The organism is Margalitia sp. FSL K6-0131, from assembly GCF_038008735.1.
GTDB classification, from domain to species: domain Bacteria; phylum Bacillota; class Bacilli; order Bacillales; family Bacillaceae_C; genus Margalitia; species Margalitia shackletonii.
This window is the reverse complement of sequence record NZ_JBBOZS010000001.1, coordinates 4,218,001-4,243,834: the sequence shown is the minus strand read 5'-3', so window position 1 is coordinate 4,243,834 and position 25,834 is coordinate 4,218,001. Positions and strand designations below refer to the sequence as shown.

Here is a 25,834-nt window from a genome sequence, read left to right as displayed (position 1 = left end):
AATTATATTGAACGACTTTTTAGCCCCCTTAATCATTTAGACACGATAATACCTTAGGTTTACACTTAATGTATAACATACAAAATGATTCATAGGGAGGTGAAGACCCATGCCTGGAAAGAAAATTGATGTAATTGAAGATGTAAAAAAGAAATATGTTCGGCTTGCGTTAGAAACGGGTAACCATTCTTCTATTGCCCGAAAGGCGGGAATATCAAGAGATACCTTTAGAAGGTGGATGAATGAATATAAAGATGAAATGCTTGATCTAATGGAAAATGAGGGTACAACCATATTATCTGATAACCCCACTAAAGGCGAACTACTAGAAAAGTATGAACAAGCGATGAAATTGCTTGGAGAAAAAGAACTGGAAGTTGCCATGTTAAAGAATTTAATAAAAAAAAACGAATCTCTATAAATTCAAAATTAGATGAAGTGAATCTTTGGGTTGCGGAAGGTTTTCCTGTAAAACAAACGATGAAGGCATTGGAGGTGAGTCGCTCTTTGTACTACTATCATCAGGATATTGAAACAAATGAAAAAATAGTAACGAAGCGAGGGCGTCCTAGTCCAGGTTATTCATTAAGAAAAGATGGATCTATGGTTTCCGACGAACAAATTGAAGAGCTTTTAATGGAAGGCATAGAAGGAGAAGAAGGAATCTATGGTTATCGTAAGTTAACCAATTATTTAAGGGTGGAACATAATCTAGTGATTAACTTTAAAAAAGTGTACCGATTATGTGATAAGTTAGGCATTCTACTGCCAAAGCGCAACGTTTCTCCTTCCTATCCAAGACGACTAGCTAAGCAGCACTCAATTACCGGACCCAACCAATTATGGCAAGTAGATATTAAATATGGTTCGATAGAAGACAGTGGCCGGTTCTTTTTTCTGGCAAGTGCCATAGATGTATTCGACCGTTGTATTGTAGGTTATTATCGAGGATCAACATGTAAAGCCGAGAACATTAATACAATGCTTCAAGAAGCCATTATACGGCGTCAGGTTCATTTGCCACAAGATGAAAAGGAATATAGTATCATTATTCGAACCGATAATGGTCCACAATTTGTAAGTAAAGACTTTGGGGAATTTTGTGAACTCCATAAAATTTATCATGAACGTATTCCCCCAAAATCACCCAATTTAAATGCGTATATAGAATCATTTCACAGTATCATCGAACGGGAGTGTTACCAACGGTACACCTTTGAGTGTTTTGATGAAGCGTATTACCGAATAGATGAGTATATGGAATTTTATAATCACCGAAGATATCATGGGAGTCTTCATTATCTTTCCCCTACTCAGTTCCATAAGAAATTTAACGAGGTAGGTAGTATGGAAGAAATGGTTATTAATTTGTAGTGAGAATAGGATGAGAGGAAATTGGCCCCTTATTTGGTATAAAAGCAGAACGAATTAGGAGCACGACTTGATATGGAGCAGCGCATGATAACCTAGTTGGTGAATACAGCTTCTTAAGAGGCTGGGTTCCTGGATAGAGAATCATGCGCGAAGAGGCTCCATGTCAAGTCGATATGATACTATCACAAAATTAGGCAAGACAGAGGGGGCAATTTCCATCTTAAACAAAAAAATAAAATACTGCGAAAAAGAAAGATAATAGGAGTATGTGTCTAAAATAAGGGGGCCAACCCGACGATGCCTGAATTGTTGTTCACACAGCTGAATAGTTACACTAGCAGCATAAAATGAAGCCCTTGCTCGGGAATATGGAGCAAGGGCAATTATTTATAAAGAATGGGATGATGAAATAGATTCAGAGATTTCTTTAGGGAAATTTTCTAAAAAAACAACTCCATGATTTACAGGCTTTAGCACATTGTAATGGTATTGCGGAAATTCCTCTGCAAAAAGCTTGGCAAAACCTTCTCCGCTATTTTTAGGAACAATGCTTATAATAGTGGGGCCCGCACCGCTTAATGCAGTTCCGAAGACTCCAATTGACCTGCCGAATGAAGTAATTTTAGGTAAGTCCGGAATAAGTGATTCCCGATACGGCTGATGAAAAAGATCACTTTCCATCATTTTTCCCGCTAACTGCCAATCATTCTGCAAAATCGCTGCAACCAACAGATTTCCAACACTGCTTCCTTTTATGGCTTCGGAAAAAGGCAGATGCTTGGGCAAAACTTGTCTTGATTTTTTTGTTTCCAGTTCGGTTTCCGGTATCATGGCAATTAGCTCAATGCTTGATGCGTCACAAACCAATGTGTCTGTTTCTGTATCCGAATGAGTGGAAATGGTAACCCCTCCATAAAAAGAGGCGGTGGTATTATCCGGATGGCCTTCCAGTAAACTTGCAATATGAGCTTTTTGTCGTTTTGAGAGGTGAAGCTGTAAAACAACATCCGCTATTTCAATCCCTGCAACAATTGCCGCAGCGCTGCTTCCTAATCCGCGGGCAAGGGGGATTTCACTATGCATTTCTATTTTTAACGGAGTCAACTCTTTTTTGAAAAGCTTGCTTGTATGAATAGCAGCAATATATATTAAATTTTCTTTGTAGTTTGGAAGCAAATCTGGCTGATTGATGAATTGGATACTCCATTCTTTGGCTTCCTTAAAAGATAGATATAAATAACGATTGACGGCCATTCCGATAGAGTCAAATCCTGGACCAAGATTGGAAGTACTCCCAGGAACTTTCAGGTAATATGTCATGACCTCACCTGAAGATGATGCAATAATTCTTCCTTCCCATTCGGGAGGAGAACAGGCTGAATATTTAATTGGTCCATCGCAGCAGCTGGGTCTTTTAGCCCATTTCCCGTTAAAACAGCTACAATTTTGCTGCCTTTTTGGATTTCACCTGTTTGTAATTGCTTTTTAATCCCGGCAATAGATGCACAGGAGGCGGGTTCTGCAAAAATTCCTTCCGATCTGGCAAGATCCTTGAAAGTTTCAAGAATCTCGTCATCCGATACATAGTCAATTTTTCCATTAGATTCATCCGCTGCGTTAACGGCTAATTGCCAGCTGGCAGGATTTCCAATCCGAATGGCGGTTGCAATCGTTTCCGGCTCTTTTATGACAGTATTTTTAGCTATGGCAGCAGAGCCTTCTGCTTCAAACCCATGCATTTGCGGCAAAGCAAATCCATGTAAATGATGATATTCTTTAAACCCTTTCCAATAAGCAGATATATTACCAGCATTGCCGACAGGAATAGCAAGAACATCTGGAGCCCCTCCCAATTGCTCACATATTTCAAAGGCTGCTGTCTTTTGTCCTTCAAGCCGATAAGGATTAACGGAATTAACTAAAGTATAACGGGAATGTTTAGAGGTATGTATGACTGTTTCAAGTGCATCATCGAAATTTCCGTCAATTTCATAGATTTGGGCACCATACATAACAGCCTGAGCTAGCTTACCTAATGCAATTTTTCCTTTTGGGATAACAATCAAACAATCAATTCCCGCACGTGCACAATAAGCGGCAGCAGCAGCAGCAGTATTTCCAGTTGAGGCACAGATCACTCCAGTGCTTCCATTTTCAATTGCCTTTGCAACGGCTAATACCATTCCGCGGTCCTTAAAGCTGCCCGTTGGATTTGCTCCTTCCACCTTAACAAATAATTCAACCTGCAAACGATTCGAAAGATTATTCAATCTTACTAAAGGTGTGTTTCCCTCCATTAAGCTAAGGAGGGGAGTATTCTCACTGATAGGCAATAACTCTTTATAATAATCTAGTAATCCCGACCATTTCATTTTTTTCATCCTTCCACACGATAATAGTTTTTCACATCATATACGACATCTAAATCTTTTAATTGCTGATAGGTTTGTTTGAAGATCCTTTCTTCAATTGCATGGGTAATAATGACTACTTCAGCAAGCTGTTGTTTGGGAATAGGCTCTTGGATAATTTGTTTGAGGCTTATTCTCCGTTCGTTTAAGAGACTAGTAATTTTTGAAAAAGCACCCGGCTGATCCTGCACATGCATACGAAAGAAATATTGATTTTTCATAGAATCCGGGGATTTACATTTCTTTTCATTTTTAGGTAGAAAAATATGGTGTCCATTTACACCAAGATTCATATTTTTTACAACAGAAATTAAATCGGACACAACCGCAATGGCTGTTGGCAATTCACCCGCACCAGGTCCGTAAAACATGGTTTCGCCAACCGATTTTCCATATACATAGACAGCGTTAAATTCGTTTTCTACGGCCGCGAGCGGATGATTAGAGGATAGTAGAGTCGGGCTGACCCTAATATCAATATACGGATCATCCAGTTCAGAAATACCGACGAGCTTCATCGTATAGCCTAATTTTTTGCTATAGTGAATGTCCTCTTGAGAGATTTCAGTAATTCCCTCGACACGCACATCTTCCAATGTAACGGGAACAGAATAGGCCAAGTGACTTAGAATGACCATTTTCCTAGCTGCATCTAGCCCTTCCACGTCCGATGTTGGATCTGCCTCGGCAAAACCTAAAACCTGCGCTTCTTGTAAAACCTCTTCATAACTGACAGATTCCCGATTCATTTTGCTCAATATGTAGTTCGTTGTCCCGTTGACAATTCCCATTATTTTTTGAATGCGGTCTGCAGAAAGACCATCTGTTAAAGTACGTAAAATCGGTATCGCTCCCGCAACACTTGCTTCATAATACAAATCACATTGGTAATCAGCGGCAGTTTCCAAAAGTTGAGTTCCATGTACGGCCATTAAATCCTTATTCGCAGTGATAACATGCTTTCGATTCTTTAATGCTTTGAAAATATAATTTTTTGCATCCTCAATTCCTCCCATTACTTCTATCACAATATCAATTTTAGGATTATCAAGAATATCATCAGGATCTAAAGTTAACCGATTATCGGCAAAGTTTATTTTTCTGGTTTTATCGATATCGCGGACAAGAACTTTTTCAATATGAATATTACTACCGGACTGTTGTTGCAGTTTTTCTTGTTCTTGTGTTAACAAATGGACAACACCAGTTCCGACAGTACCGAAACCTAATATTCCGACAGAAACTGAATTCATTATTTATCACTCCTGAGTTGTTCTTTTTAGAAAGACAATTGTATTTATATAATGGACATTATAAGCTGAAAATTATTTGTTTCACAACCCTTTTTTTACTAATCTTGCTGAAAAAGAAAAAATGAAAAAATTTTTTTTATGTAACAAATCGAATAGCATCAATGATGGAAGCGTTTACAAATTAACAGTTTAATCGGAATAGTCAAAAAACTTATCAAAAAGGGGTTGACCCTTAATTTTAAAAGGCGTATCATGGTCATCAATTAAATAATTTTCATAAAATTCTATTTAATGATCTTGCTCTTATTTTTAAAGAAAAAATTTAATTAGAAAGGGGACTTTGAGTGAAATGTCAGAGCAGTGGATTTTTCTAAATAACCGTTTTGTCAAAAAAGAAGAAGCCGTCGTTTCGGTTTATGACCATGGCTTTTTGTATGGCGATGGGGTGTTCGAAGGCATTCGCATGTATAACGGAAATGTTTTTCGACTTGATGATCACATGAAGCGGTTATATGAGTCAGCTCACTCAATCATGCTCCAAATACCATTTGAAAAAGAAGAACTTACGGAACTTGTAGTTGAGACATGCAGAAAAAACGGGCTGCAGGATGCATACATTCGTTTAGTCATCTCCAGAGGTGTCGGCGATTTAGGGCTTAACCCATATACTTGTAAAGAAGCCGGCGTCATTATTATTGCGGAGCCACTTGCCTTATTTCCGAAACGGTTGTATGAAACAGGAATTGAAGTGGTGACAGTACCGAGCCGAAGAAATCGTGCAGACGTACTAAGCCCAAAAGTAAAATCACTCAACTATTTAAATAATATTCTCGTAAAAATAGAAGCCAGTCTTGCCGGTGTCAATGAGGCTTTGATGATGAATGATCAAGGGTATGTTGCAGAGGCCTCCGGAGAAAACATTTTTATTGTCAAAGATGGGGTCATTAAAACACCGCCGGGATATGTCGGGGCGTTGGAAGGTATAACTAGAAACGCGATTATCGAACTGGCGAAAAATGCTCAGCTTGATATTCGTGAAGATGTTTTCACAAGACATGATGTGTATACAGCAGATGAAGTATTTCTAACCGGAACTGCGGCGGAGGTCATTGCTGTAGTGAAAGTGGATGGAAGACAAATTGGAAACGGAAAACCAGGGGAGATTACAAACCAATTACTTGCCCTATTCCGTGAAGCTGTTTCAGTTGATGGTACAAAGGTTTATCCACATAGTGAAGTTCAAGTTAGTTAATAAGGCTCTTTTCGTAAAAGTTGTCACTTACAGATGAATCTATTGTAAATAACAATTAAGCCGATACGAAAAGATGCCCCGACCCCCATTGAAGAATTTGTACAAAAAACAACAGTAAATGCGGGGAGAAAATTAGGAGTGATTGCATGAGAAGCGACATGATAAAAAAAGGGATAGATCGGGCTCCTCATCGAAGTCTCTTGCATGCAGCAGGAGTCAAAACGAAGGATTTGCATAAGCCGTTCATTGGTGTATGCAACTCCTACATCGATATTATCCCAGGTCACAAACATTTAAATACATTTGCGGAAGTGGTAAAAGAAGCGATATGGGAAGCAGGCGGTGTTCCATTTGAATTCAACACAATCGGGGTGGATGACGGAATCGCGATGGGGCATATCGGGATGCGATATTCTCTGCCGAGCCGCGAACTGATTGCAGATAGTGCCGAAACTGTTATTAACGCCCATTGGTTCGACGGGGTTTTCTATATTCCTAACTGTGACAAGATTACCCCGGGAATGCTGATGGCAGCGGCAAGGACGAATGTTCCAGCTGTTTTTGTATCAGGCGGACCGATGGAAGCAGGAAAATCAGAGGATGGAAAAACATTGTCACTTGTTTCCGTCTTTGAAGGAGTAGGGGCATACAAGACGGGAAAAATGAGTGCTGAAGAATTATTAGCTCTCGAAACAACTGCTTGTCCTACCTGCGGGTCATGCTCGGGGATGTTTACAGCAAACTCGATGAACTCTTTGATGGAAATTCTAGGAGTAACACCTCCAGGCAATGCAACGATTGTCGCAACATCTGATGAAAGACATCGCCTTATTAAAGAAGCAGTGGGTTATTTAATGAACTGTATTGAGAAGGATATTAGGCCAAGAGACATTATCACGAAGGATGCCATTGATGATGCATTCGCCTTAGATATGGCAATGGGCGGAAGCACCAACACCGTTTTACATACACTGGCCATTGCGTACGAAGCAGGAGTTGACTATGACTTAGAAAGAATTAATGAGATTGCAAAGCGGGTTCCTTATTTAGCAAAAATAAGTCCGGCCTCCGAGTACTCTATGCAAGATGTTCATGCAGCAGGTGGAGTCAGCGCAATCATTAAAGAACTTTGCAATGTAGAAGGAGCCATTCATCGGGATCGCCTAACCGTTTCGGGAAAAAGCGTCTACGAAAATGTAGAGGATGCAGAAATTCTTAACGATCAAGTCATAAGACGTGTTGAAAATGCGTATAGCCCTGTCGGCGGTTTATCTATTCTTTACGGAAATCTGGCTCCAGATGGCGGAGTCATAAAAGTAGGTGCCGTTGATCCAACTATCAAAACCTTCTTAGGTGAAGCAATTGTCTTTGAATCACAGGAAGAAGCTCAACACGGAATTGATAGCGGCTTAGTAAAAGAGGGGCATGTTGTAGTAATAAGGTATGAAGGACCAAAAGGCGGACCAGGAATGCCTGAAATGCTATCGCCTACTTCCTCCATTGCCGGGAGAGGGTTATCAACAAGTGTAGCACTCATTACAGATGGCCGTTTCTCTGGAGCAACAAGAGGTATTTCCGTAGGGCATATTTCCCCAGAAGCAGCGGAAGGCGGTCCAATAGCATTTGTAGAAAACGGGGATCAAATTTTTATTGATTTACCTAATCGAACTATTCAGCTTATGGTATCTGATGAAGAGCTTGAAGCTAGAAGACAAAATTGGATTCAGCCGGAACCGAAAATTACTAGCGGTTATTTAGCAAGATATGCAGCATTAGTGACTTCAGCCAATACTGGCGGAGTTTTGAAAATTGAATCATCGAATAAATCGTTGACGAGGATAAAGTGATAAGATCAGGTAATTCACAGAGAGTCGGGATGGTGGAAACCGATAATACTCCTTATCATGACATCGCCTCCGAGTGCTTATTTGAACATTGCAGTAGGATAAGCCGAGTGTTTCTACAGGAACACTTGTTAAAAAAAGAACAATTCATTTTGTTCATGAGGTGGCATTTGCAAGAATGTCATAAAGTTGGGTGGTACCATGGAAAGCAGCCTTTTCATCCCATGATTTTTGGTTAATTACAATACCATTATTCAGGATGAAAAGGCTTTTTTCTTTGGAAAAAAATATAAATTATTTTTTGAAAACAAAGGGATGATCACCATGGGAGCGGGAAAAATCCATTTGAAAATTGTATTAGCGTGATGCTTTCGCAGAATGCAAATCACCAAGCTATCATCAACTTTTACGCTATAAGTTTTGGAAACCCGCGGGTTCAATCAGCAAAGCTGGGATATGTTAGCAAATTGATAGGAGGGGAAGAAGTGAGTTCTAAAGCAAGAACGGAAGGCTATGTTGAAACAGCAGAAGTAAATGGTGCTGATCTTTTGATTCAATTAATTCAGGATCAAGGGGTCGATGTCATATTCGGATACCCGGGAGGAGCCGTTTTACCAATTTATGATGCACTCTACGGAAAATCCTTGAAACATGTATTGGCCAGACATGAGCAAGGGGCTATTCATGCGGCGGAAGGATATGCGAGAGTTACAGGCAAGCCAGGTGTCGTCATCGCTACTTCAGGACCCGGAGCAACAAATCTAGTAACAGGAATTACGGATGCCATGATGGATTCATTACCGCTGGTTGTTTTTACAGGACAGGTAGCTGGTTCTGTTATTGGTACTGATGCTTTTCAAGAGGCTGATGTAATAGGGATTACAACACCGATAACAAAGCATAACTATCAGGTTCGTGATGTGAATGATCTGCCAAGAATGGTGAAGGAAGCATTTCATATTGCTGTTACAGGTCGACCAGGTCCTGTTCTGATTGATATTCCTAAAGATGTATGTTCACAAAAATTGGGGCAGTCATCAGAGGCAGAGGTTAACTTACCTGGTTATCAGCCTAACTATTATCCGAATCCGCTCCAAATTAAGAAATTATCAGAAGCAATTTCACGTTCAGAGAAGCCGGTTATTTTAGCAGGAGCAGGTGTCCTTCATTCGGGAGCAGCTGAGTACCTTTTAGAATTTGCTGCAACTAATAACATTCCGGTAACTAATACATTACTAGGACTTGGAGGATTTCCGGCAAATCATCCGCTTTTTCTGGGCATGGCGGGAATGCATGGTACCTACGCAGCTAACATGGCACTATATGAATGCGATTTGCTAATAAATATTGGCGCACGTTTTGACGACCGATTAACTGGAAATCTTGCGCATTTCGCACCTAAGGCAAAGATATCCCATATTGATATTGACTCTGCGGAAATTGGCAAAAACGTAGACACTCATATTCCAATTGTTGCGGATGCAAAGATGACCTTAATCAAACTTTTAGAAGAAGAGGGAGAACCTTCGAATACAGAAAAATGGTGCGAGAAATTAACGGACTATTCGGTGAACAACCCACTTTGGTACAGCAAGGATAATGAATACCTCATCCCGCAGCGTGTGATTGAGCTCATCCACCACTATACACAAGGTGATGCTATTGTAACGACAGATGTCGGCCAACACCAAATGTGGGCAGCACAATACTATCAATTTACCGAGCCGAATAATTGGGTAACCTCCGGTGGGCTTGGAACGATGGGATTTGGCTTCCCGGCAGCGATCGGTGCCCAATTAGCCAAACCGGATAAAAAAGTGGTAGCGATTGTCGGAGATGGAGGCTTCCAAATGACATTGCAGGAGTTATCCGTGGTGAAGGAGTTAAACCTTCCGATAAAAATTGTCATTTTAAATAATCAAGCATTGGGAATGGTGAGACAGTGGCAAGAAACATTTTATGAGGAACGATATTCTCACTCACTAATCCCTGTTCAACCGGATTTTGTAAAGCTTGCTGAAAGCTACGGCATACGTGGTGTTCGAGTGGAAAACGAAGAGGAGACAAAGGAATTACTGTCACGAGTATTAACAGATGATGAGCCAATTCTAATCGATGCCCGGGTGAAACAGCTTGAGAATGTATATCCAATGATTGCACCTGGTAAAGGCCTTCATGAAATGATAGGGGTGAAGCCATGAGAAGAATTGTTACAGCTACCGTGAGAAATCAGAGTGGTGTATTGAATCGAATAACAGGTGTTTTATCCAAAAGACAATTCAACATCGACAGTATCACGGTAGGTAGAACCGAAAACGAAGGTATATCGAAAATGACATTTGTTGTCCATGTGGATGATGACAGACAAGCGGAGCAGCTTACTAAACAATTAAACAAATTAATTGATGTAATCAAAGTGTCCGATATAACGGACCAGGCGATAGTTGCTCGTGAACTTGTTTTGATTAAAGTTTTGAGTAACGCACAAACAAGAAGCGAAATAGGTGGCATTGTTGAACCGTTCCGGGCTTCCATTATTGATGTTAGCCGGGAGAGCATTACCATCCAAGTAACTGGAGATACCGAAAAAATTGAAGCACTGATTGATTTGTTAAAACCATACGGAATAAAGGAAATTGCTCGTACAGGGTTAACAGCGTTTTTACGGGGATCACAAAAGGAAGTTACTAATCTATCTTCTTATTCCCTATTAAAATAGGGAACTGGGTAGATGTTGAAAATTGAATTCGTACCGATGAAAAATTCAGGGAATTGTGTAGAAAAAAAGGATAGAACTGATGAAAATCTCAGGAAAAACTTTAAAAAAAGTTAGCAAGCTGTTGAACCCGTTAAAAGTTGAGGAACATTCGAGGTAAATCGTGGAAAAAACGAGTGAAAACGCGGAACTTTTTCCGGAAAATGCGGAAAAAACAGTCAAACCGCTGAACCCAGTAAAAATCGCAGAACTAAGAATATACAACAAATAATATTGAAAAAAGGAGCAGATGAAAAATGGCTAAAGTTTATTATGATCACGATATTCAAGAGGAAGTACTAAGAGGAAAGAAAGTAGCGATTGTTGGCTACGGCTCACAAGGTCATGCACATGCACAAAATCTTCGCGACAGTGGTTATGACGTTGTAATTGGGTTAAGAGAGGGAAACTCCTGGAATCAAGCGGTTCAAGATGGTTTCCAAGTTAAATCAGTAAAAGAGGCTAGTGAAGAAGCTGATCTTATCATGGTTCTTCTGCCAGATGAAAAACAAACAAAAGTATACAACGAAGAAATTAAACCGGGACTTTATCCGGGAAAAGCTTTAGTTTTTGCACATGGCTTCAATATTCATTTCCATCAGATCGTTCCACCGGAAAATGTAGATGTATTCTTAGTAGCACCTAAAGGACCAGGACATCTTGTACGCAGAACCTACACAGAAAATGCTGGTGTCCCTGCGCTAATTGCAGTACACCAAGATGTTACCGGGGATGCTAGAGATCTAGCCTTTGCATATGCAAAAGCTATTGGCGGTTCGCGAGCAGGTGTTCTAGAAACTACTTTTAAAGAAGAAACCGAAACCGATCTATTCGGGGAACAAGCTGTACTTTGCGGAGGATTAACTTCTCTTGTTAAAGCAGGGTTTGAAACATTAACAGAAGCAGGCTATCAACCAGAAGTTGCTTATTTTGAGTGTCTTCACGAAATGAAATTAATTGTAGATCTCATGTATGAAGATGGGTTAAAAGGAATGCGCTACTCGATTTCGGATACAGCACAATGGGGAGATTTTGTATCCGGACCACGAGTAGTGAATGAAGAAACAAAAGAACGCATGAAAGAATTGCTGAAAGAAATCCAAACTGGTCAATTTGCAAAAGCCTGGATCCTTGAGAATCAAGCAAACCGCCCTGTTTTCAATGCAATCAATGAAAGCGAAAAGCAACACCCAATTGAAGTAGTAGGGGAGGAATTAAGGAAGCTCATGCCTTTTGTAAGCAGCAAAAAGGAACAGAAAGAGGCTGTTGCAAATGCGAAAAATTAATATATTTGATACGACGTTGCGTGATGGAGAACAGTCAGCCGGAGTTAATCTAAATGCCATTGAAAAGCTGGAAATTGCGAAACAGTTGGAAAGAATGGGAGTGGATATTATGGAAGCGGGATTTCCTGCTTCCTCCCAAGGTGATTTTCAAGCGGTAAAAACGATCGCATCCACTATTAAAAATTCATCTGTAACAGGTTTGGCCAGAGCAAACAAAAAAGATATTGACATAGCTTGGGATGCACTTAAATCCTCACAAGAACCGAGGATTCATATTTTCCTAGCAACTTCTCCGATACACATGACGTATAAACTTCGTAAAACACCGGATGAAGTTTTAGAAGCGGCAGTATCCGCTGTAAAATATGCGAAACAAAAATTTGCACATGTGCAATGGTCGGCGGAGGATGCCACCAGATCAGATAAATGGTTTCTGGTCAAAATCATAACGGAGGTCATTAAAGTAGGTGCAACCGTCATTAATATTCCGGATACTGTTGGATATATTACACCAAAAGAATATGGTGAACTTTTCACCTTTTTAAGAGAAAATGTTCCGAACATTTCCCAAGCTACTTTGTCCGCCCATTGCCACGATGATCTCGGAATGGCAACAGCGAATTCACTTTCTGCCATTGAGCATGGAGTAGGGCAAATTGAGGGAACCATTAATGGAATCGGGGAGCGTGCCGGTAATGCAGCGCTTGAAGAAATTGCGGTCGCACTTTATATTCGCCAGGATTATTACAAGGCGAAAACCACTCTAAAATTAGATGAGATCAAACATACGAGCCAGCTTATCAGTAAATTAACAGGTATGGCGGTACCTGCTAATAAAGCAGTAGTTGGTGCCAATGCCTTTGCTCATGAATCAGGAATTCATCAAGATGGTGTGTTAAAAGAAAAAACAACCTATGAAATTATTACTCCAGAACTAATAGGTGTTTCGTCAAACCGATTAGTGCTTGGTAAGCATTCAGGACGCCATGCTTTTAAGCAAAAAGCTATTGAACTAGGTTTTGATCTATCAGCTGAAAAACTGAAAGAGGTATTTGACGCTTTCAAAGCATTAACAGATAAAAAGAAAGAAGTTACAGATGATGATATCTTCGCTCTGCTAGCAGATAAACAAACAGAACCGGATGATGCCAAAAAATATGAGTTACAAAATGTTCAAGTGCAATACGGGACATCCAATATTCCAACCGCAACGGTTGTTGTCACAAATCCGGATGGACATTGCATTGAAGATGCATCAACAGGTTCTGGTAGTGTTGAAGCGATTTACAATACTTTAGGAAGAATGGTAGACGGTCAGGTAACTTTGGTAGATTATAAGCTTCAATCCGTCGGTTCAGGAAAGGATGCTTTAGCGGATGCCTTTGTTAAAGTTGTCTACCAAGGGGTGGAGTCCGGAGGCAGAGGCTCAGCCCAAGACGTGTTAGAGGCTTCAGCTAAGGCATATCTAAATGCAATCAACAGGGTAATCGTCCATAGTTTACAGGAAAAATACGAAATGAGTGTGAAAGGATAATTTTAAAGGCTCTTTTCTTAAACTTTGTTGCTATTGAAATATAAGTAAAAATCCGCAGTAGGATTTTTACGGTAATTTTCTGCTATCAAATGAAAAACGGAATGTAGAAAAGAGCGCGAATCCTATCCATTTCAAGGATTATATGCTTATTCGAAAAGCAACAATTTTTGCGAAAACAGCCATTCTAAAAACAGAGGGAGAGAGCTTCATGACAAAACGAATCGCAGTGTTGCCAGGTGATGGAATCGGGAAAGAAGTTGCAAAGGGAACCGTTCAAATACTGGAGGCTGTATTTGAATGCTTCCACCATGATTATTCCTTTGAAGAAGCTTTAATAGGGGGTGCTGCCATTGATGCGGAAGGGACACCACTTCCTGAAAAGACTTTGAAACTTTGCTTGGAAAGCGATGCGGTTCTCCTTGGAGCTGTTGGGGGACCTAAGTGGGATCAAAATCCGCCGGAGCTTCGTCCGGAAAAAGGCTTGCTTGGACTCAGAAAAGCACTTGGGTTATTCGCAAATTTACGTCCGGTAACAACCTATCCATCACTTCTGCATGCATCCCCTCTAAAAAAAGAGGTAGTGGATGGAGTGGATATGCTTATTGTTAGGGAACTGACAGGCGGAATTTATTTTGGCAATCCAAGCGGAAGAAGAGGAGAGCAAAACGAGGTAGCCGTTGATACTCTTGAGTACAGCAAGTCAGAGATTGAAAGAATCGTAGACAAAGCTTTTCAATTTGCTAGAAATCGCCGTAAAAAATTAACTTCTGTTGATAAGGCAAATGTTTTGGAATCAAGCAGAATGTGGCGTGAAATTGTCAATAAAACCGTGGAAAAATATCCGGATGTACAGGTAGAACATATGCTGGTCGATTCGGCAGCGATGCAATTAATTGCTAGACCTAATCATTTTGATGTCATCGTCACAGAAAACATGTTTGGAGATATTTTAAGTGATGAAGCTTCGATGATTACTGGATCTTTAGGAATGCTGCCTTCTGCAAGCTTAAGAGAAGATAATGTAGGTCTTTATGAACCAGTTCACGGATCGGCGCCAGATATTGCCGGTCAGGATAAAGCAAATCCGCTCGGAATGATTTTATCAGCTGCCATGATGCTCCGTTATTCCTTCCAGCTTGAAAAAGAGGCATCCATTCTGGAAGAAGCCGTTGCCAAAGTTTTAAAGGCAGGATATTACACAGATGACTTAAGGGTTCAAGGAGGAAAACGGGTCGGTACAAAGGAAATGATCGAGAAGGTGCTGGATGCAATCAATGAAAATCAGGCAATTTCAGGAATCTTAACTGCTTATATCTAAAGTAGTTTTTCATAAATTTAGAACGGAGGTATCAATATATGGCGAAAACTATTATTGAAAAGATTTGGGAACAGCATTTGATTCATCGTGAGGAGGGAAAGCCGGATTTATTATATATTGACCTCCATTTAGTACACGAAGTAACGTCACCGCAAGCGTTTGAAGGCTTAAGAATGAACAATCGCAAAGTAAGGCGGCCAGACCTCACGTTTGCCACCGTTGATCATAATGTTTCTACACTAAAAAGCAGGGTATCTACTGACCCTGTTTCCGTAAAACAAATGACAACACTTGAAAAAAATTGTGAGGAATTCGGTATTCCGCTTGCAGGAATCCATCATCCGGATCAAGGAATTGTCCATGTTATTGGTCCGGAGCTTGGCCTTACACAACCGGGCAAAACGATTGTATGCGGAGATAGCCACACCTCCACACATGGGGCATTCGGGGCAATTGCCTTTGGAATTGGAACAAGCGAGGTTGAACATGTATTAGCTACCCAAACCCTTTGGCAAAAACCGCCGAAAACCCTGCAAATCAAAGTGAATGGCAAACTTGGACTTGGTGTGACAGCGAAGGATCTTATTTTAGCCATCATAGCTAAATTCGGTGTCGATGTTGGAACTGGATATATTGCAGAGTATACGGGTGAGGCGATTCGAGAAATGTCGATGGAAGAACGGATGACTGTTTGCAATATGTCCATTGAAGCCGGGGCAAGAGCAGGCTTAATTAGTCCAGATGAAACAACAATTGCCTATTTAAAAGGAAGAAAGTACGCACCTAATGAAGATTTTGAAGAAGTAGCACAATCTTGGCTATCCTTGGCAACAGATGAAGGGGCTGAATATGATCGAACCATTGAAATTGATGCAGAATCGATTGAGCCCCAAGTAACATGGGGAACAAATCCTTCGATGTGTCTTTCCATCAATGATCACTTACCTGTACCAGAACAATTAGAAAATCTGGAGGAAAGCAAAGCGGCTGAAAAAGCTCTGCAATATATGGGTCTAGAGGGCGGTGCTCCAATTAGCGAAATTCCGGTAGACTATGTATTTATCGGATCTTGCACAAATTCTAGATTAAAAGATTTAAGGGATGCCGCCCAAGTGATTAAAGGTCATCATGTTCATGAAAATGTTACAGCGTTAGTCGTTCCCGGCTCTTTTCAAGTAAAAGCCCAAGCTGAATCGGAAGGGCTGGATAAAATCTTCATTGAAGCAGGGTTTGAGTGGAGAGAATCAGGTTGCAGTATGTGTCTTGCGATGAATGACGATGTGGTTCCTGCCGGCAAACGTTGTGCTTCCACTTCCAATCGCAATTTTGAAGGACGACAAGGTTCCGGGGCTAGAACCCATCTTGTAAGTCCTGCAATGGCAGCTGCTGCAGCAATATTTGGGAAGTTTGTTGATGTACGAAAGCTGGAGGAAAAAGTATTAGTCTAAGAAATAGGTGAAGGAGGTCGAAAATCTTGGAACCCTTTAAAAAAATGGATGGTCTAGTGTTCCCGTTAAACCGCAGTAATGTGGATACAGATCAAATTATTCCAAAACAATTTTTGAAAAGAATCGAGCGAAAAGGATTTGGAGAGTGCCTCTTTTATCATTGGCGGTTTGATGATAACGGTCAGAAAAAGTCGGACTTTCCATTAAATAACCCAAAATATGAAGGTGCCTCCATCCTTATTGCAGGTCCTAATTTTGGATGCGGTTCATCACGAGAACATGCGCCTTGGGCATTGCAGGATTATGGTTTTAAAGTAATTTTTGCGCCTAGCTTTGCAGACATCTTTTTTAACAACTGTTTAAAAAATGGAATTCTAGCAGTTACTTTACCTGAAACGGTAATCGCAAGTTTACTAGATACGGCAGAGAAGGAACAACTGCATCTTACGATCGACCTTGAAGAACAGCTTATTTATAATCAACAATTATCGATTGACTTTGAGATTGACGAATATCAAAAGCATATGCTGATCAATGGTCTTGATGAAATCGGGCTAACATTAGTCCATGAAGATAAAATTAAAAACTATGAATTAACAACAGGAAGGTGAATGAATTGGGGATTACTTGCAGACTAACCAAATAATTGAGGCATTTGAACATTTAATGAGTGTTGTCCACCGCACGCCTTTAAATGAATCGAAAACATTCAATGAATTAACAGGATCAAAGCTTTATTTGAAAATGGAAAACTTACAGCGTACAGGTTCATTTAAAATTCGGGGTGCCTTGAATAAAGTACTTTCCTTGAGCGATATAGCTGCTTCCAGAGGGGTTATTGCTGCTTCAGCGGGAAATCACGCCCAAGGTGTCGCATATTCAGCAGCCAAAAGAGGAATAAAAGCAAAAATCTTTATGCCGGAGGGTACACCTATCGCGAAGGTGAAAGCAACACAAGCTTATGGTGCGGAAGTAGTAATAACAGGAGAGTCTTACCAGGAGGCATACGAGGCTGCAGTTCTCACACAACAAAAGAACGGTGCGACCTTCGTCCATGCATTTGATGATTATGAGGTAATAGCTGGCCAAGGAACCATTGCACTTGAAATGGTCCAGCAATGTTCAGAATTGGATGCTATCGTTGTTCCAGTTGGGGGTGGAGGATTAATTTCCGGTGTCGCTACCCTCATTAAAAACTTATATCCAACGATCAAGATCATTGGTGTTCAATCGACCGGAGCTTTGGCAACCTATAACTGTTACCATGGAGTTGGGAAAACCCGGCTATTAAAAGTGGGTGGAATTGCAGATGGTATCCTGGTCAAGGAACCTGGGGAATTAACATTTCCTATCATAAACCGATATGTTGATAATATTGTTTCCGTAACGGATGAGGAAATTGCGCAAGCCATGATTATGATGCTGGAAAGAGAAAAAATGTTTGTAGAAGGCGCCGGAGCAGCTGCATTAGCAGCCGTAATTTCTGGGAAGGTAAGAATGGTAGGTAAGCATGTTGGTATTATCATTAGCGGTGGCAACGCTGATTTGGAAAAAATGCCACTCTTTACAAGTCTGGCAAATTCGATTCAATCCACCAGTAAAGTGGGATGAGGGACGGTTCCCTTGTCCCATTTTTTGATGCGATGGTGGAAAAGTTCCTTTTCCCTTTTTTTCAAAATCTAACGTGTATTTCACTTTACTGTGATAAACTAGTGAGATATAAGTGTGATAGGAGGATTCGTCGTTGGTTCAAACTATTTTATTTGATGTTGATGGTGTTTTATTGAGTGAAGAACGTTATTTTGATGCGTCTGCCCTAACGGTTTGGGAGCTTTTGTATAGTGAAAATTATTTAGGGATAGCTCCGGAAAAATTTAAAACAAGTTATTCTGATGAAGAAATCGCGAGCATTAGAAAACAGGTTTTTGAAGAAGCAGATCAGGTTTTGAAATTTTTTAAATCAAGAGGCTTAAATGCCAATTGGGATATGATTTATATCGCATTCAGTTATCAACTCATCCATCTTTTATCACAAATCAAGGATCAAGAACATTCACAAATAGTGAATTGGTTTGAAAATGAAATGGATAGAAAAACGTTGCTGGAAATAAAAGATGTTTTAAAACGATACAAGCTAGAGATCGATTTTAGTAAATTATTAGAGGATTTCAAAAAGTTCCCTCAAGCTAAACGAGAATTATTTATTGTTCTGGATAAGCTTGCCGAAGAGAAGCTAGGGGTCCAATCAGAGATTTTTAAACAAAAGGGATCGCTTTGGTCTATTTGCGAGCATTGTTCGCAGGAATGGTATGTTGGGGATAAGAATATTTTAGCCTCCACCGGGAGAGCATCTGTCCAAACCGGTAAAAAAGGATTTTTAGATGATGAAAAAGTGCTGGCAAAACCTGAGGAAATTGCAGATTTATTTCAATTCTTAAGAGAATCAGGCATTTCGATAGGAATTGGCACCGGGAGACCGGAATTAGAAACGATTGAACCATTTGCAGCATTAGGATGGCTGGATCAATTTGACGTTCAGCATATTGTAACAGCGGACGATGTATTAAAGGCGGAAAATACAAGGGGCAGTGGTATTTCATTGTCCAAACCGCATCCTTTTACTTATTTAATGGCACTGAAGGGGAAAGGTGCAAAAGTAGACGAGATTTTAAATCAAACACTTCCTATTGAATATGGCAATGAAGTATTAGTTGTCGGAGACTCTCTTGCTGATTTATTGGCTGCACAAAAAATGGGATGTCGATTTGCTGCAGTCTTAACAGGACTCTCTGGAAAGGATGCGCGGACCGAATTTGAAGAACACAACGCGGAAATTATCCTAGACTCGGTACTAGATATTAAGGAACTGATAACTAGCATATGTAAATAATAAAAAATACGATCTGGTGCATGACACCAGATTGTATTTTTTCTACATTAAAGAGTTGCTTCTTCCAGGGGATATCCGGAAGTTAGTTCAAGGATTTGGATGTCTTTGATGCCTTTTAAAGATTGGATTTCAATGGCCACCGGTCCATCTATTTTCTTATCTAAAGTGAGGATCATAATAGCCTCGCCACCCACAGCAGATCTGCCCACTTGCATAGTTCCAATATTTACGTTATTGTTACCTAGGATGGATCCCACACGGCCAATCATTCCCGGTATATCATGGTGTTTAATGTAGAGCAGATGTGTTTCCGGTTTTACATCAATTCGATAGTCATCAATTTTCACGATTCTTGCCCCTAGACCGATTAAGACAGTTGCGGCAACACTCACCTTTTCTCCATTTCTATATAAGGTTAGCTCAATATAATTGGAAAATCCTTTATTCGAAGCCTCTTTTTGAATTTGATAATGAACGCCTTGCTCTCTTAATAGATGAAATGCGTTAATAAGATTTACAGAATCGCTTAGGTGATGGGATAAAACTCCTTTGATAATGGAACGCGTCAGAAGGCTCGTATCCTCATCCAATAGCTCCCCGAAATAGGCAATTTGAATTTTCTCTGGTGCGGTTTTTAATAACTGTATCGCGATTCCAGCCATTTGCTCTCCGATTTGTAAGTAAGGCTGCATTCTTGCCTGAGATTCGCTTGTAATTTGTGGCATATTGACGGCAGAACGAATCGATTGGTATTCACATATATTGATGATTTCAGCACTAACCTCCAAAGCAACCTTTTCCTGCGCTTCTTCTGTAGATGCTCCGAGATGCGGAGTTACAATAACATTAGGATGTTTTAGTAATTCGAAATTTGCCGGCGGCTCTTGTTCAAATACATCGAGTGCAGCCCCTGCAACTTTCTCTGAATGTAAGCCTTCAAGTAAGGCACTTTCATCGATAATCCCGCCGCGCGCGCAATTAATGATTCGGACACCTTTTTTCATTTTCTGAATATAAGATTCATTCACGAGATCTTTCGTCTCTTTTATTAGTGGTGTATGAATGGTGATAAAATCAGAACGCTCGGCTATTTCATCTAAATTTGCTTTTGTAATCCCGAGTTTTTTTGCTCTCTCCTCGGTAAGGTAAGGATCATATCCTAAAATATTCATCTGAAAGCTTTTTGCACGCTTCGCAACCTCTGTACCGATTTTCCCCATACCGATAATGCCAAGCGTTTTTTCGTACAACTCAATCCCTTGATATTTTTTTCGTTCCCAATTTCCATTGACGGTAGATTGATGAGCATGAGGAATTTTTCTTGCCAAAGATAAAAGCATTGCCATGGTATGTTCTGTTGCGGCTATGGTATTCCCACCTGGAGCATTAATGACAATAATTCCTTTTTTAGTTGCAGCTTCTACATCGATATTATCAACGCCAACACCGGCTCGTGCGATAATTCTTAAGCGAGGTGCAACATCCATTAATTCCTTTGTTACATTTGTTTGGCTGCGTACAATGAGAACATCATAGTTTCCTATAATGGAAAATAGTTTATTCGGCTGCAGCTGATCATAACGATCGACCTCAAAATTCGGATGTTCATATAACGGAGTGAGCCCGCTCTCACTTATAGCATCAGTCACTAGCACTTTATACATTTTTACTCCAAACCTCCTCTGCTTTAGCTGTAGCCTTACCTAAAATATTCCTTCCCAACAGGCTCGATTGAATCATTTCCAATCCTGTCAGAACTCTTAAAATATCAAATGGAGTGCAATATCCCATATGGCCAATTCGCAGGATTTTTCCCTTCAAATGTTTTTGGCCACCTGCAATGACAATTCCAAACCTTTCCTGTAAGCCTTGCTTAATTGGAGCAATAGAATTTTCATTTGGTTTAATAGACGTTACCGTCGGAGAGGCAATATCATCTGCAACAAAAAGCGGAATATCCAGCTCTTGAAGCCCGCTGCGAAGCATTGACTTCAATAACTGATGGCGTGAAATTACATTTTCCAAACCTTCCTGTTCTACTAAGTTACATACCTCACGCATCCCCGCAATCAAAGACACAGCCGGTGTAAATGGAGTGGAGGTTTCTTCATAATAAGAAGTTAAGTACCTGTTTAAATCGAAATAAAAGCGCTTCGTCCTACAGTTTTTAACAACTTCCCGAGCCCTTTGATTTAAAGCAATAAAAGCTAATCCAGGCGGGAGCATAAGTGCTTTTTGCGATCCGGAAACAAGAATATCTATCTGCCAATCTTCCATATCGACCGGAACAGCTCCAATACAGCTGACACCATCAACAATAAAAAGGGCATCTGTATGCAGTTTTGTTATTGTTCCTAAATCTTTTATTGGATTTAATACTCCGGTAGATGTTTCGCAATAGGTGGCAAAAACAGCTTTAATTGGAACATCCAAAGATTTCAAATAGTTTTCTAATTGATCTGGCTCACATGCTTTTCCCCATTCAATATTTAAGCGGTGGACGCTCGCCCCAAACGCTTGGCAAATGTTTGCAAACCGATCGCCAAAAGCCCCAGTAACAATCACAACAACATGGTCACCATCTTCTACAATATTACATGCCGCTGCCTCCAATGCAGATGTACCAGTACCTGCCACTAGTAGAACAGGATCTTTTGCCCCAAAGATGGGCATAAGTCTTTTGGAAACATCCTCGAGTAAATGCGAAAATGCCTTACTACGATGGGCAATCATCGGCTCATTCATAGCCAGTTTCACACGCTCTGGTATTGGCGTAGGGCCTGGCGTGAACAAAAATTGCTGATTAAAAAGCATCCATTCATCATCCTTTCCTAAAAAATAAAAACGCCCCTCATAACAGACATTCCTGCCTATTATAAGGGGCGTGGGGAAACGCGGTACCACCCTCAATTTGTTACTTTATTTGTAAAGTAACCTCATAAAATAACGACATTCCTGCCGTTCTGACCTACTGTTATTTCAGCCAGCCGGTTCCGAAGTGCTCGGCATTTGAAGAAAAAGCATCGGTTCACAGCATCCACCGACTCTCTTTAGTCATTTTCTCCATACCATCTTCATCATTACCTTTTGCGTATATTAGACTGTTTAGAATATTCTATCCAAATGCTTTAGTTTTGTAAAGAGGTAAAATATTTTTTTTTGAAAAAGCTCTGTTAATCTTTAATGTTGCTTTTCCTATAAAAAAATTTATTTTAAAATTTTACAGAAAATTTAGATAAAATGAATGTATATATTTTTTAAGCGTGTTACATTCGAAATGTAACTAACAATCCATAAAGAAAGGAAGAAAAAACATATGAAATTCAAAGTAGAAATACTTCCAAACTATCGCATTGCTTATATGCGACGAGTTGGTCCTTATGGTCCTGCAAATATTGAGGTAATGGAGAAATTAAAAAAATGGGCTCATGAGAAAAAACTTCTTGAATCTGCCATTCTATTTGCAATTCCACAAGATAATCCAGAAACAACACCTCCAGATCATTGTAGATTTGATGCTTGTATTGTGATACCAAGTGATTATCAAGTCGATGATTCCGTTGTTCAAGGTGAAATTTCTGGCGGACAATATCTTATTTATGAGGTTAAACATACAGCAGAAGATATTCAAAAAGCATATTCTTATATTTTTTCATCTCTACAAAACAAGGAATATCAATTGGACAACAGACCAATTATGGAAAAATATATTGGTGATAGGATTAACAACCCATATTGCGAAATATGTGTACCCATAAAATCATTATAGTTTGCTTAGCTTGATCAGAGAAAAAATACAATGGAGAAGAACAAGAAGTTATCTACTGGTAACTTCTTGTTCGCATTTTGTATTTGAAAAGACACATATGACAGTTCGCGATTGTACAAGCTCAAAGTTCTGTGATTACTTGGCTAACAGATCATTTTAAATATCAAATTTTCCTTTAACAGAGCCTTTAGAACAGCCGTTGATGTAAAGGCAAAAAGATAAGTAAGTGAACGTTTACACATACAGTGATTGGAACATCAAATATTCATTTTCAGAACTATTGACAAAATAGAATAAACCAATTATTATATCGTTAACCGATATATCGTTCTACGGAATATCAGCTGTCGATATAATTTGGAGGCTTTATGATGTTAAGTGAAAAATTAATAAAGAAGTACCTTCCGCTTACTCATACCACTTACTATATTTTAGTTTCCCTTACCTCGCCGCTTCATGGGTATGGAATTATGCAAAAGGTGGAGGAACTTAGTGAGGGAGAGGTAAATTTAGGTCCTGGAACGCTTTATGGTGCGCTCAGTAAGTTGGAAAAGGATGGGTTAATCAAAAAATTAGCGGAAGAAGAAAATGATAGAAGGAAAAGTTATGTCTTAACGGATATGGGAAGGGAAATTAGCAGACGTGAATTTGAACGATTAAAAGCACTAGTAAAACAAACAGAACCATTTTTTACGAGTGAGGGTAAAGAGCAATGAGGAAACGGGTATTTAAATTATTTTTGGCATGGCAGGATGATCAGGAGAACAAATGGCTGGAAAAAATGGCAGAAGAGGGCTGGAAGCTTATAAAATATAATTTTTTAGTTTATACCTTTGAAAAAATGGAGCCTAAAAAATATATTTATAAGACAGATTTCAAAGCCAATCAAAAACATGATTTAACAGAATACTTGGCAATATTTGAAGATGCTGGCTGGGAGCATGTAACGGAATATGCAGGTTGGCACTATTTTAGGACGGAACCAGGAAAAGCGAAGACGTTAGATATTTATTCGGATACGAATTCAAAAATGGACATGTTTAAGAGGTTGCTTTACTTTTTATTAATGCCATTGATTGGGATTCTGCTCATTTCTTTTACGATTGTATTTAATTCAGGCTACTCTCATATAAAATTTATGATAGTTCTTAGAGTAGTGTATGTGATGTTAATATTTCTGCTAGGTTATTCTGTTCTAAACATTTTATATAAAATGAAACGGTTAAAAAATTGATTTAATAGGGAGTTAGATTAATATGAACTTGACCCAGCAGCAACAGACCGTATTGCTAGCATTAACCACTGAGTGGCAATCACCAAGGCAAATCTCTGAGCAACTTTCGCATGAAAATGGAGACCTATCTACTGTGAATCAATCACTTAAAGAATTAATGCGTGAAGGATTGGTGCAGACTAATCCACTTTTGTTCGGATTGTATCGATTAACTGCGCAAGGTGTGGATACTAAAGAAGAATTGGATAAGGATCAATGAGCTAGAAACGCTTAGGTTAACCTAAGCGTTTATTATATATTATTTAGCTCTAAATGACTTCAATCGCTTTTCGATAACGCAAATACATATAGGATCCAATGAAAATACATGGCAGTGCAACCACAGACATTCCTCCGAAAGCAAGGCCAGGGGAGTGGCTATAAAGGAAACCTCCTAAATATGTAAATATTCCAACGATAAATCCCATCCCAAGGGACGTGTAGACAGCTTGTGCCGCTGGGATGTCCTGTTGCTGCAGCTCTTCGTTTATTAAGCGAATAAAGGTATAGTGTGTTAATCCAAATGTGAGGGAATGAAAAAGCTGCATTACTATAAATACAATAGCAGATGGAAAAGCAAAAATCACAAGCCATCTTATCATGCAGGCGATACTCGCAATGATAAACATAACCGGTGTTGGCACTTTCCGAAAAATTCGATCTGCAAAAGAAAAGAAGAGTATTTCAGCCAAAACGGCGATATTCAAAATAAATCCGATATAAAATTTGCTGACATGCAGATCCTGTAAGTAAAGAAAACCATAATTGTTATAAGAAGCATGTGTACCTTGCAATAAAATAGCGATGACAAGTCCTAATAAGAATCTTTTCGACTTCAACAATCCACGATAAGAACTGCTCTTACTTCCGATTCTTTTCTGAATGGAAGGCGGAGATTTTACATTCGCCGTTGCCAGCATGACCAGCATCCCAAATGCCATAATAAAAAAGATGGCATGATCACTAAAAATAGATGTAATGATGCCTACCACAATCAGAGCGACCGTATAACCTATCGATCCCCAGCGCCTGCTTTTCCCATAATGGATGCCATCTGCTTTTACCATCATCGTTCCCGTGCTTTCCATTAAAGGAAGGATAAGCGGATATAAAATAGTGAAAATAACCATTACAGCGATAAGAATTTTCGGCGATGTAAAAGGCAAAAATAAGAATAATAGAATGGTAGAAATGAATGGAAACATTCTTAATAATAATGCAATCGACCGGTGGCGGCAAAATGCAGGAAATACCACTAAGGTTGAGATCGACCGTGAAATAAAGCCAGCACCTATAACGGCACTAGCGGCTTGAATCGTTAACCCCTTACTATCAACAAGCCATCCAGTCCAAAAAGGCATAAATACTCCCCAGGTAAAGAAAAAGGCAAAATAGTTAAGCGATAACCATGTTTGATTTTTCATACG

Annotated in this window: 23 protein-coding genes and 1 other annotated feature; of the genes, 17 read left to right on the top strand and 6 right to left on the bottom strand. The window is 39.7% G+C overall.

Features of this window, described 5'->3' with window-relative positions; translation table 11 throughout:
- The first annotated feature begins 109 nt into the window (after positions 1–109).
- A complete protein-coding gene (locus NSQ59_RS20765) occupies positions 110–421 on the top strand; it encodes a helix-turn-helix domain-containing protein (RefSeq protein ID WP_055741498.1) in 312 nt (103 codons plus the stop codon).
- A 74-nt stretch (positions 422–495) separates the two neighbouring features.
- A complete protein-coding gene (locus NSQ59_RS20760; RefSeq protein WP_244885895.1) occupies positions 496–1,374 on the top strand; it encodes an IS3 family transposase in 879 nt (292 codons plus the stop codon).
- Positions 1,375–1,761: 387 nt separating this feature from the next.
- Here the strand turns inward: NSQ59_RS20760 and thrB are convergent, their stop codons facing one another.
- From thrB to NSQ59_RS20745, 3 genes are read right to left on the bottom strand one after another with little or no spacing between them, the layout of a single operon-like run.
- On the bottom strand, positions 1,762–2,694 hold the full coding sequence (thrB, locus tag NSQ59_RS20755) for a homoserine kinase (RefSeq protein WP_055741964.1): 933 nt from the start codon (positions 2,692–2,694) through the stop codon (positions 1,762–1,764).
- A complete protein-coding gene (gene thrC / locus NSQ59_RS20750; RefSeq protein ID WP_055741963.1) occupies positions 2,691–3,746 on the bottom strand; it encodes a threonine synthase in 1,056 nt (351 codons plus the stop codon). The genes thrB and thrC overlap by 4 nt, the downstream gene beginning before the upstream one ends.
- Before the next feature lie 5 nt (positions 3,747–3,751).
- Positions 3,752–5,038 (bottom strand): homoserine dehydrogenase, encoded by a 1,287-nt coding sequence (locus tag NSQ59_RS20745; protein WP_055741962.1) that lies wholly within the window; start codon positions 5,036–5,038, stop codon positions 3,752–3,754.
- Positions 5,039–5,387: 349 nt separating this feature from the next.
- Here NSQ59_RS20745 and ilvE point away from each other — a divergent pair, with 349 nt between their 5' ends.
- The 11 genes from ilvE to NSQ59_RS20690 all read left to right on the top strand — a co-directional run bounded on the left by ilvE (position 5,388) and on the right by NSQ59_RS20690 (position 19,365).
- Positions 5,388–6,290: a branched-chain-amino-acid transaminase gene (ilvE, locus tag NSQ59_RS20740; protein ID WP_055741961.1), complete on the top strand. Its 903-nt coding sequence runs from the start codon at positions 5,388–5,390 to the stop codon at positions 6,288–6,290.
- A gap of 146 nt (positions 6,291–6,436) precedes the next feature.
- Complete coding sequence (gene ilvD / locus NSQ59_RS20735) at positions 6,437–8,137, top strand: dihydroxy-acid dehydratase (protein WP_055741960.1); 1,701 nt, start codon at positions 6,437–6,439, stop codon at positions 8,135–8,137.
- A 482-nt stretch (positions 8,138–8,619) separates the two neighbouring features.
- Positions 8,620–10,335 carry an acetolactate synthase large subunit gene (gene ilvB, locus NSQ59_RS20730; RefSeq protein ID WP_340832581.1) on the top strand — a complete coding sequence of 572 codons (1,716 nt, stop codon included), beginning with the start codon at positions 8,620–8,622 and terminating at the stop codon, positions 10,333–10,335.
- Entirely contained in the window at positions 10,332–10,853 is a 522-nt protein-coding gene (gene ilvN, locus NSQ59_RS20725; RefSeq protein WP_055741958.1) for an acetolactate synthase small subunit, read from the top strand. Before ilvB ends, ilvN begins: the two co-directional genes overlap by 4 nt.
- A gap of 293 nt (positions 10,854–11,146) precedes the next feature.
- Positions 11,147–12,175 (top strand): ketol-acid reductoisomerase, encoded by a 1,029-nt coding sequence (gene ilvC / locus NSQ59_RS20720; protein ID WP_055741957.1) that lies wholly within the window; start codon positions 11,147–11,149, stop codon positions 12,173–12,175.
- Entirely contained in the window at positions 12,162–13,709 is a 1,548-nt protein-coding gene (locus NSQ59_RS20715) for a 2-isopropylmalate synthase (RefSeq protein WP_055741956.1), read from the top strand. The genes ilvC and NSQ59_RS20715 overlap by 14 nt, the downstream gene beginning before the upstream one ends.
- A gap of 208 nt (positions 13,710–13,917) precedes the next feature.
- Positions 13,918–15,027 (top strand): 3-isopropylmalate dehydrogenase, encoded by a 1,110-nt coding sequence (leuB, locus tag NSQ59_RS20710; RefSeq protein WP_055742495.1) that lies wholly within the window; start codon positions 13,918–13,920, stop codon positions 15,025–15,027.
- Between the two features lie 38 nt (positions 15,028–15,065).
- On the top strand, positions 15,066–16,475 hold the full coding sequence (gene leuC, locus NSQ59_RS20705) for a 3-isopropylmalate dehydratase large subunit (RefSeq protein ID WP_055741955.1): 1,410 nt from the start codon (positions 15,066–15,068) through the stop codon (positions 16,473–16,475).
- Between the two features lie 26 nt (positions 16,476–16,501).
- Positions 16,502–17,086 carry a 3-isopropylmalate dehydratase small subunit gene (leuD, locus tag NSQ59_RS20700; RefSeq protein ID WP_055741954.1) on the top strand — a complete coding sequence of 195 codons (585 nt, stop codon included), beginning with the start codon at positions 16,502–16,504 and terminating at the stop codon, positions 17,084–17,086.
- Positions 17,087–17,141: 55 nt separating this feature from the next.
- Positions 17,142–18,086 carry a threonine ammonia-lyase gene (ilvA, locus tag NSQ59_RS20695; protein ID WP_445669246.1) on the top strand — a complete coding sequence of 315 codons (945 nt, stop codon included), beginning with the start codon at positions 17,142–17,144 and terminating at the stop codon, positions 18,084–18,086.
- A 133-nt stretch (positions 18,087–18,219) separates the two neighbouring features.
- Complete coding sequence (locus tag NSQ59_RS20690) at positions 18,220–19,365, top strand: HAD family hydrolase (RefSeq protein ID WP_340832574.1); 1,146 nt, start codon at positions 18,220–18,222, stop codon at positions 19,363–19,365.
- A gap of 47 nt (positions 19,366–19,412) precedes the next feature.
- Here NSQ59_RS20690 and serA read toward each other — a convergent pair whose 3' ends face one another.
- Both serA and NSQ59_RS20680 read right to left on the bottom strand, forming a co-directional pair.
- The gene (gene serA, locus NSQ59_RS20685) at positions 19,413–21,029 is read right to left on the bottom strand and encodes a phosphoglycerate dehydrogenase (RefSeq protein WP_340832572.1); all 1,617 of its coding nucleotides are present in this window, start codon (positions 21,027–21,029) and stop codon (positions 19,413–19,415) included.
- The gene (locus NSQ59_RS20680; protein ID WP_055741951.1) at positions 21,022–22,179 is read right to left on the bottom strand and encodes a pyridoxal-phosphate-dependent aminotransferase family protein; all 1,158 of its coding nucleotides are present in this window, start codon (positions 22,177–22,179) and stop codon (positions 21,022–21,024) included. The genes serA and NSQ59_RS20680 overlap by 8 nt, the downstream gene beginning before the upstream one ends.
- A 61-nt stretch (positions 22,180–22,240) precedes the next feature.
- Positions 22,241–22,455: a binding site (T-box leader), on the bottom strand.
- A gap of 226 nt (positions 22,456–22,681) precedes the next feature.
- Between NSQ59_RS20680 and NSQ59_RS20675 the strand changes: the two genes are divergently transcribed.
- From NSQ59_RS20675 to NSQ59_RS20660, 4 genes are all read left to right on the top strand, one after another.
- On the top strand, positions 22,682–23,134 hold the full coding sequence (locus tag NSQ59_RS20675) for an AraC family transcriptional regulator (protein WP_055741950.1): 453 nt from the start codon (positions 22,682–22,684) through the stop codon (positions 23,132–23,134).
- Positions 23,135–23,505: 371 nt separating this feature from the next.
- Positions 23,506–23,850 carry a PadR family transcriptional regulator gene (locus NSQ59_RS20670; RefSeq protein WP_055741949.1) on the top strand — a complete coding sequence of 115 codons (345 nt, stop codon included), beginning with the start codon at positions 23,506–23,508 and terminating at the stop codon, positions 23,848–23,850.
- A complete protein-coding gene (locus tag NSQ59_RS20665) occupies positions 23,847–24,368 on the top strand; it encodes a DUF2812 domain-containing protein (protein WP_055741948.1) in 522 nt (173 codons plus the stop codon). Before NSQ59_RS20670 ends, NSQ59_RS20665 begins: the two co-directional genes overlap by 4 nt.
- A 22-nt stretch (positions 24,369–24,390) precedes the next feature.
- Positions 24,391–24,627 (top strand): MarR family transcriptional regulator, encoded by a 237-nt coding sequence (locus tag NSQ59_RS20660; protein ID WP_055741947.1) that lies wholly within the window; start codon positions 24,391–24,393, stop codon positions 24,625–24,627.
- 49 nt (positions 24,628–24,676) lie between these two features.
- Here the strand turns inward: NSQ59_RS20660 and NSQ59_RS20655 are convergent, their stop codons facing one another.
- Positions 24,677–25,831 (bottom strand): MFS transporter, encoded by a 1,155-nt coding sequence (locus tag NSQ59_RS20655; protein ID WP_055741946.1) that lies wholly within the window; start codon positions 25,829–25,831, stop codon positions 24,677–24,679.
- Between the last annotated feature and the right edge of the window lie 3 nt (positions 25,832–25,834).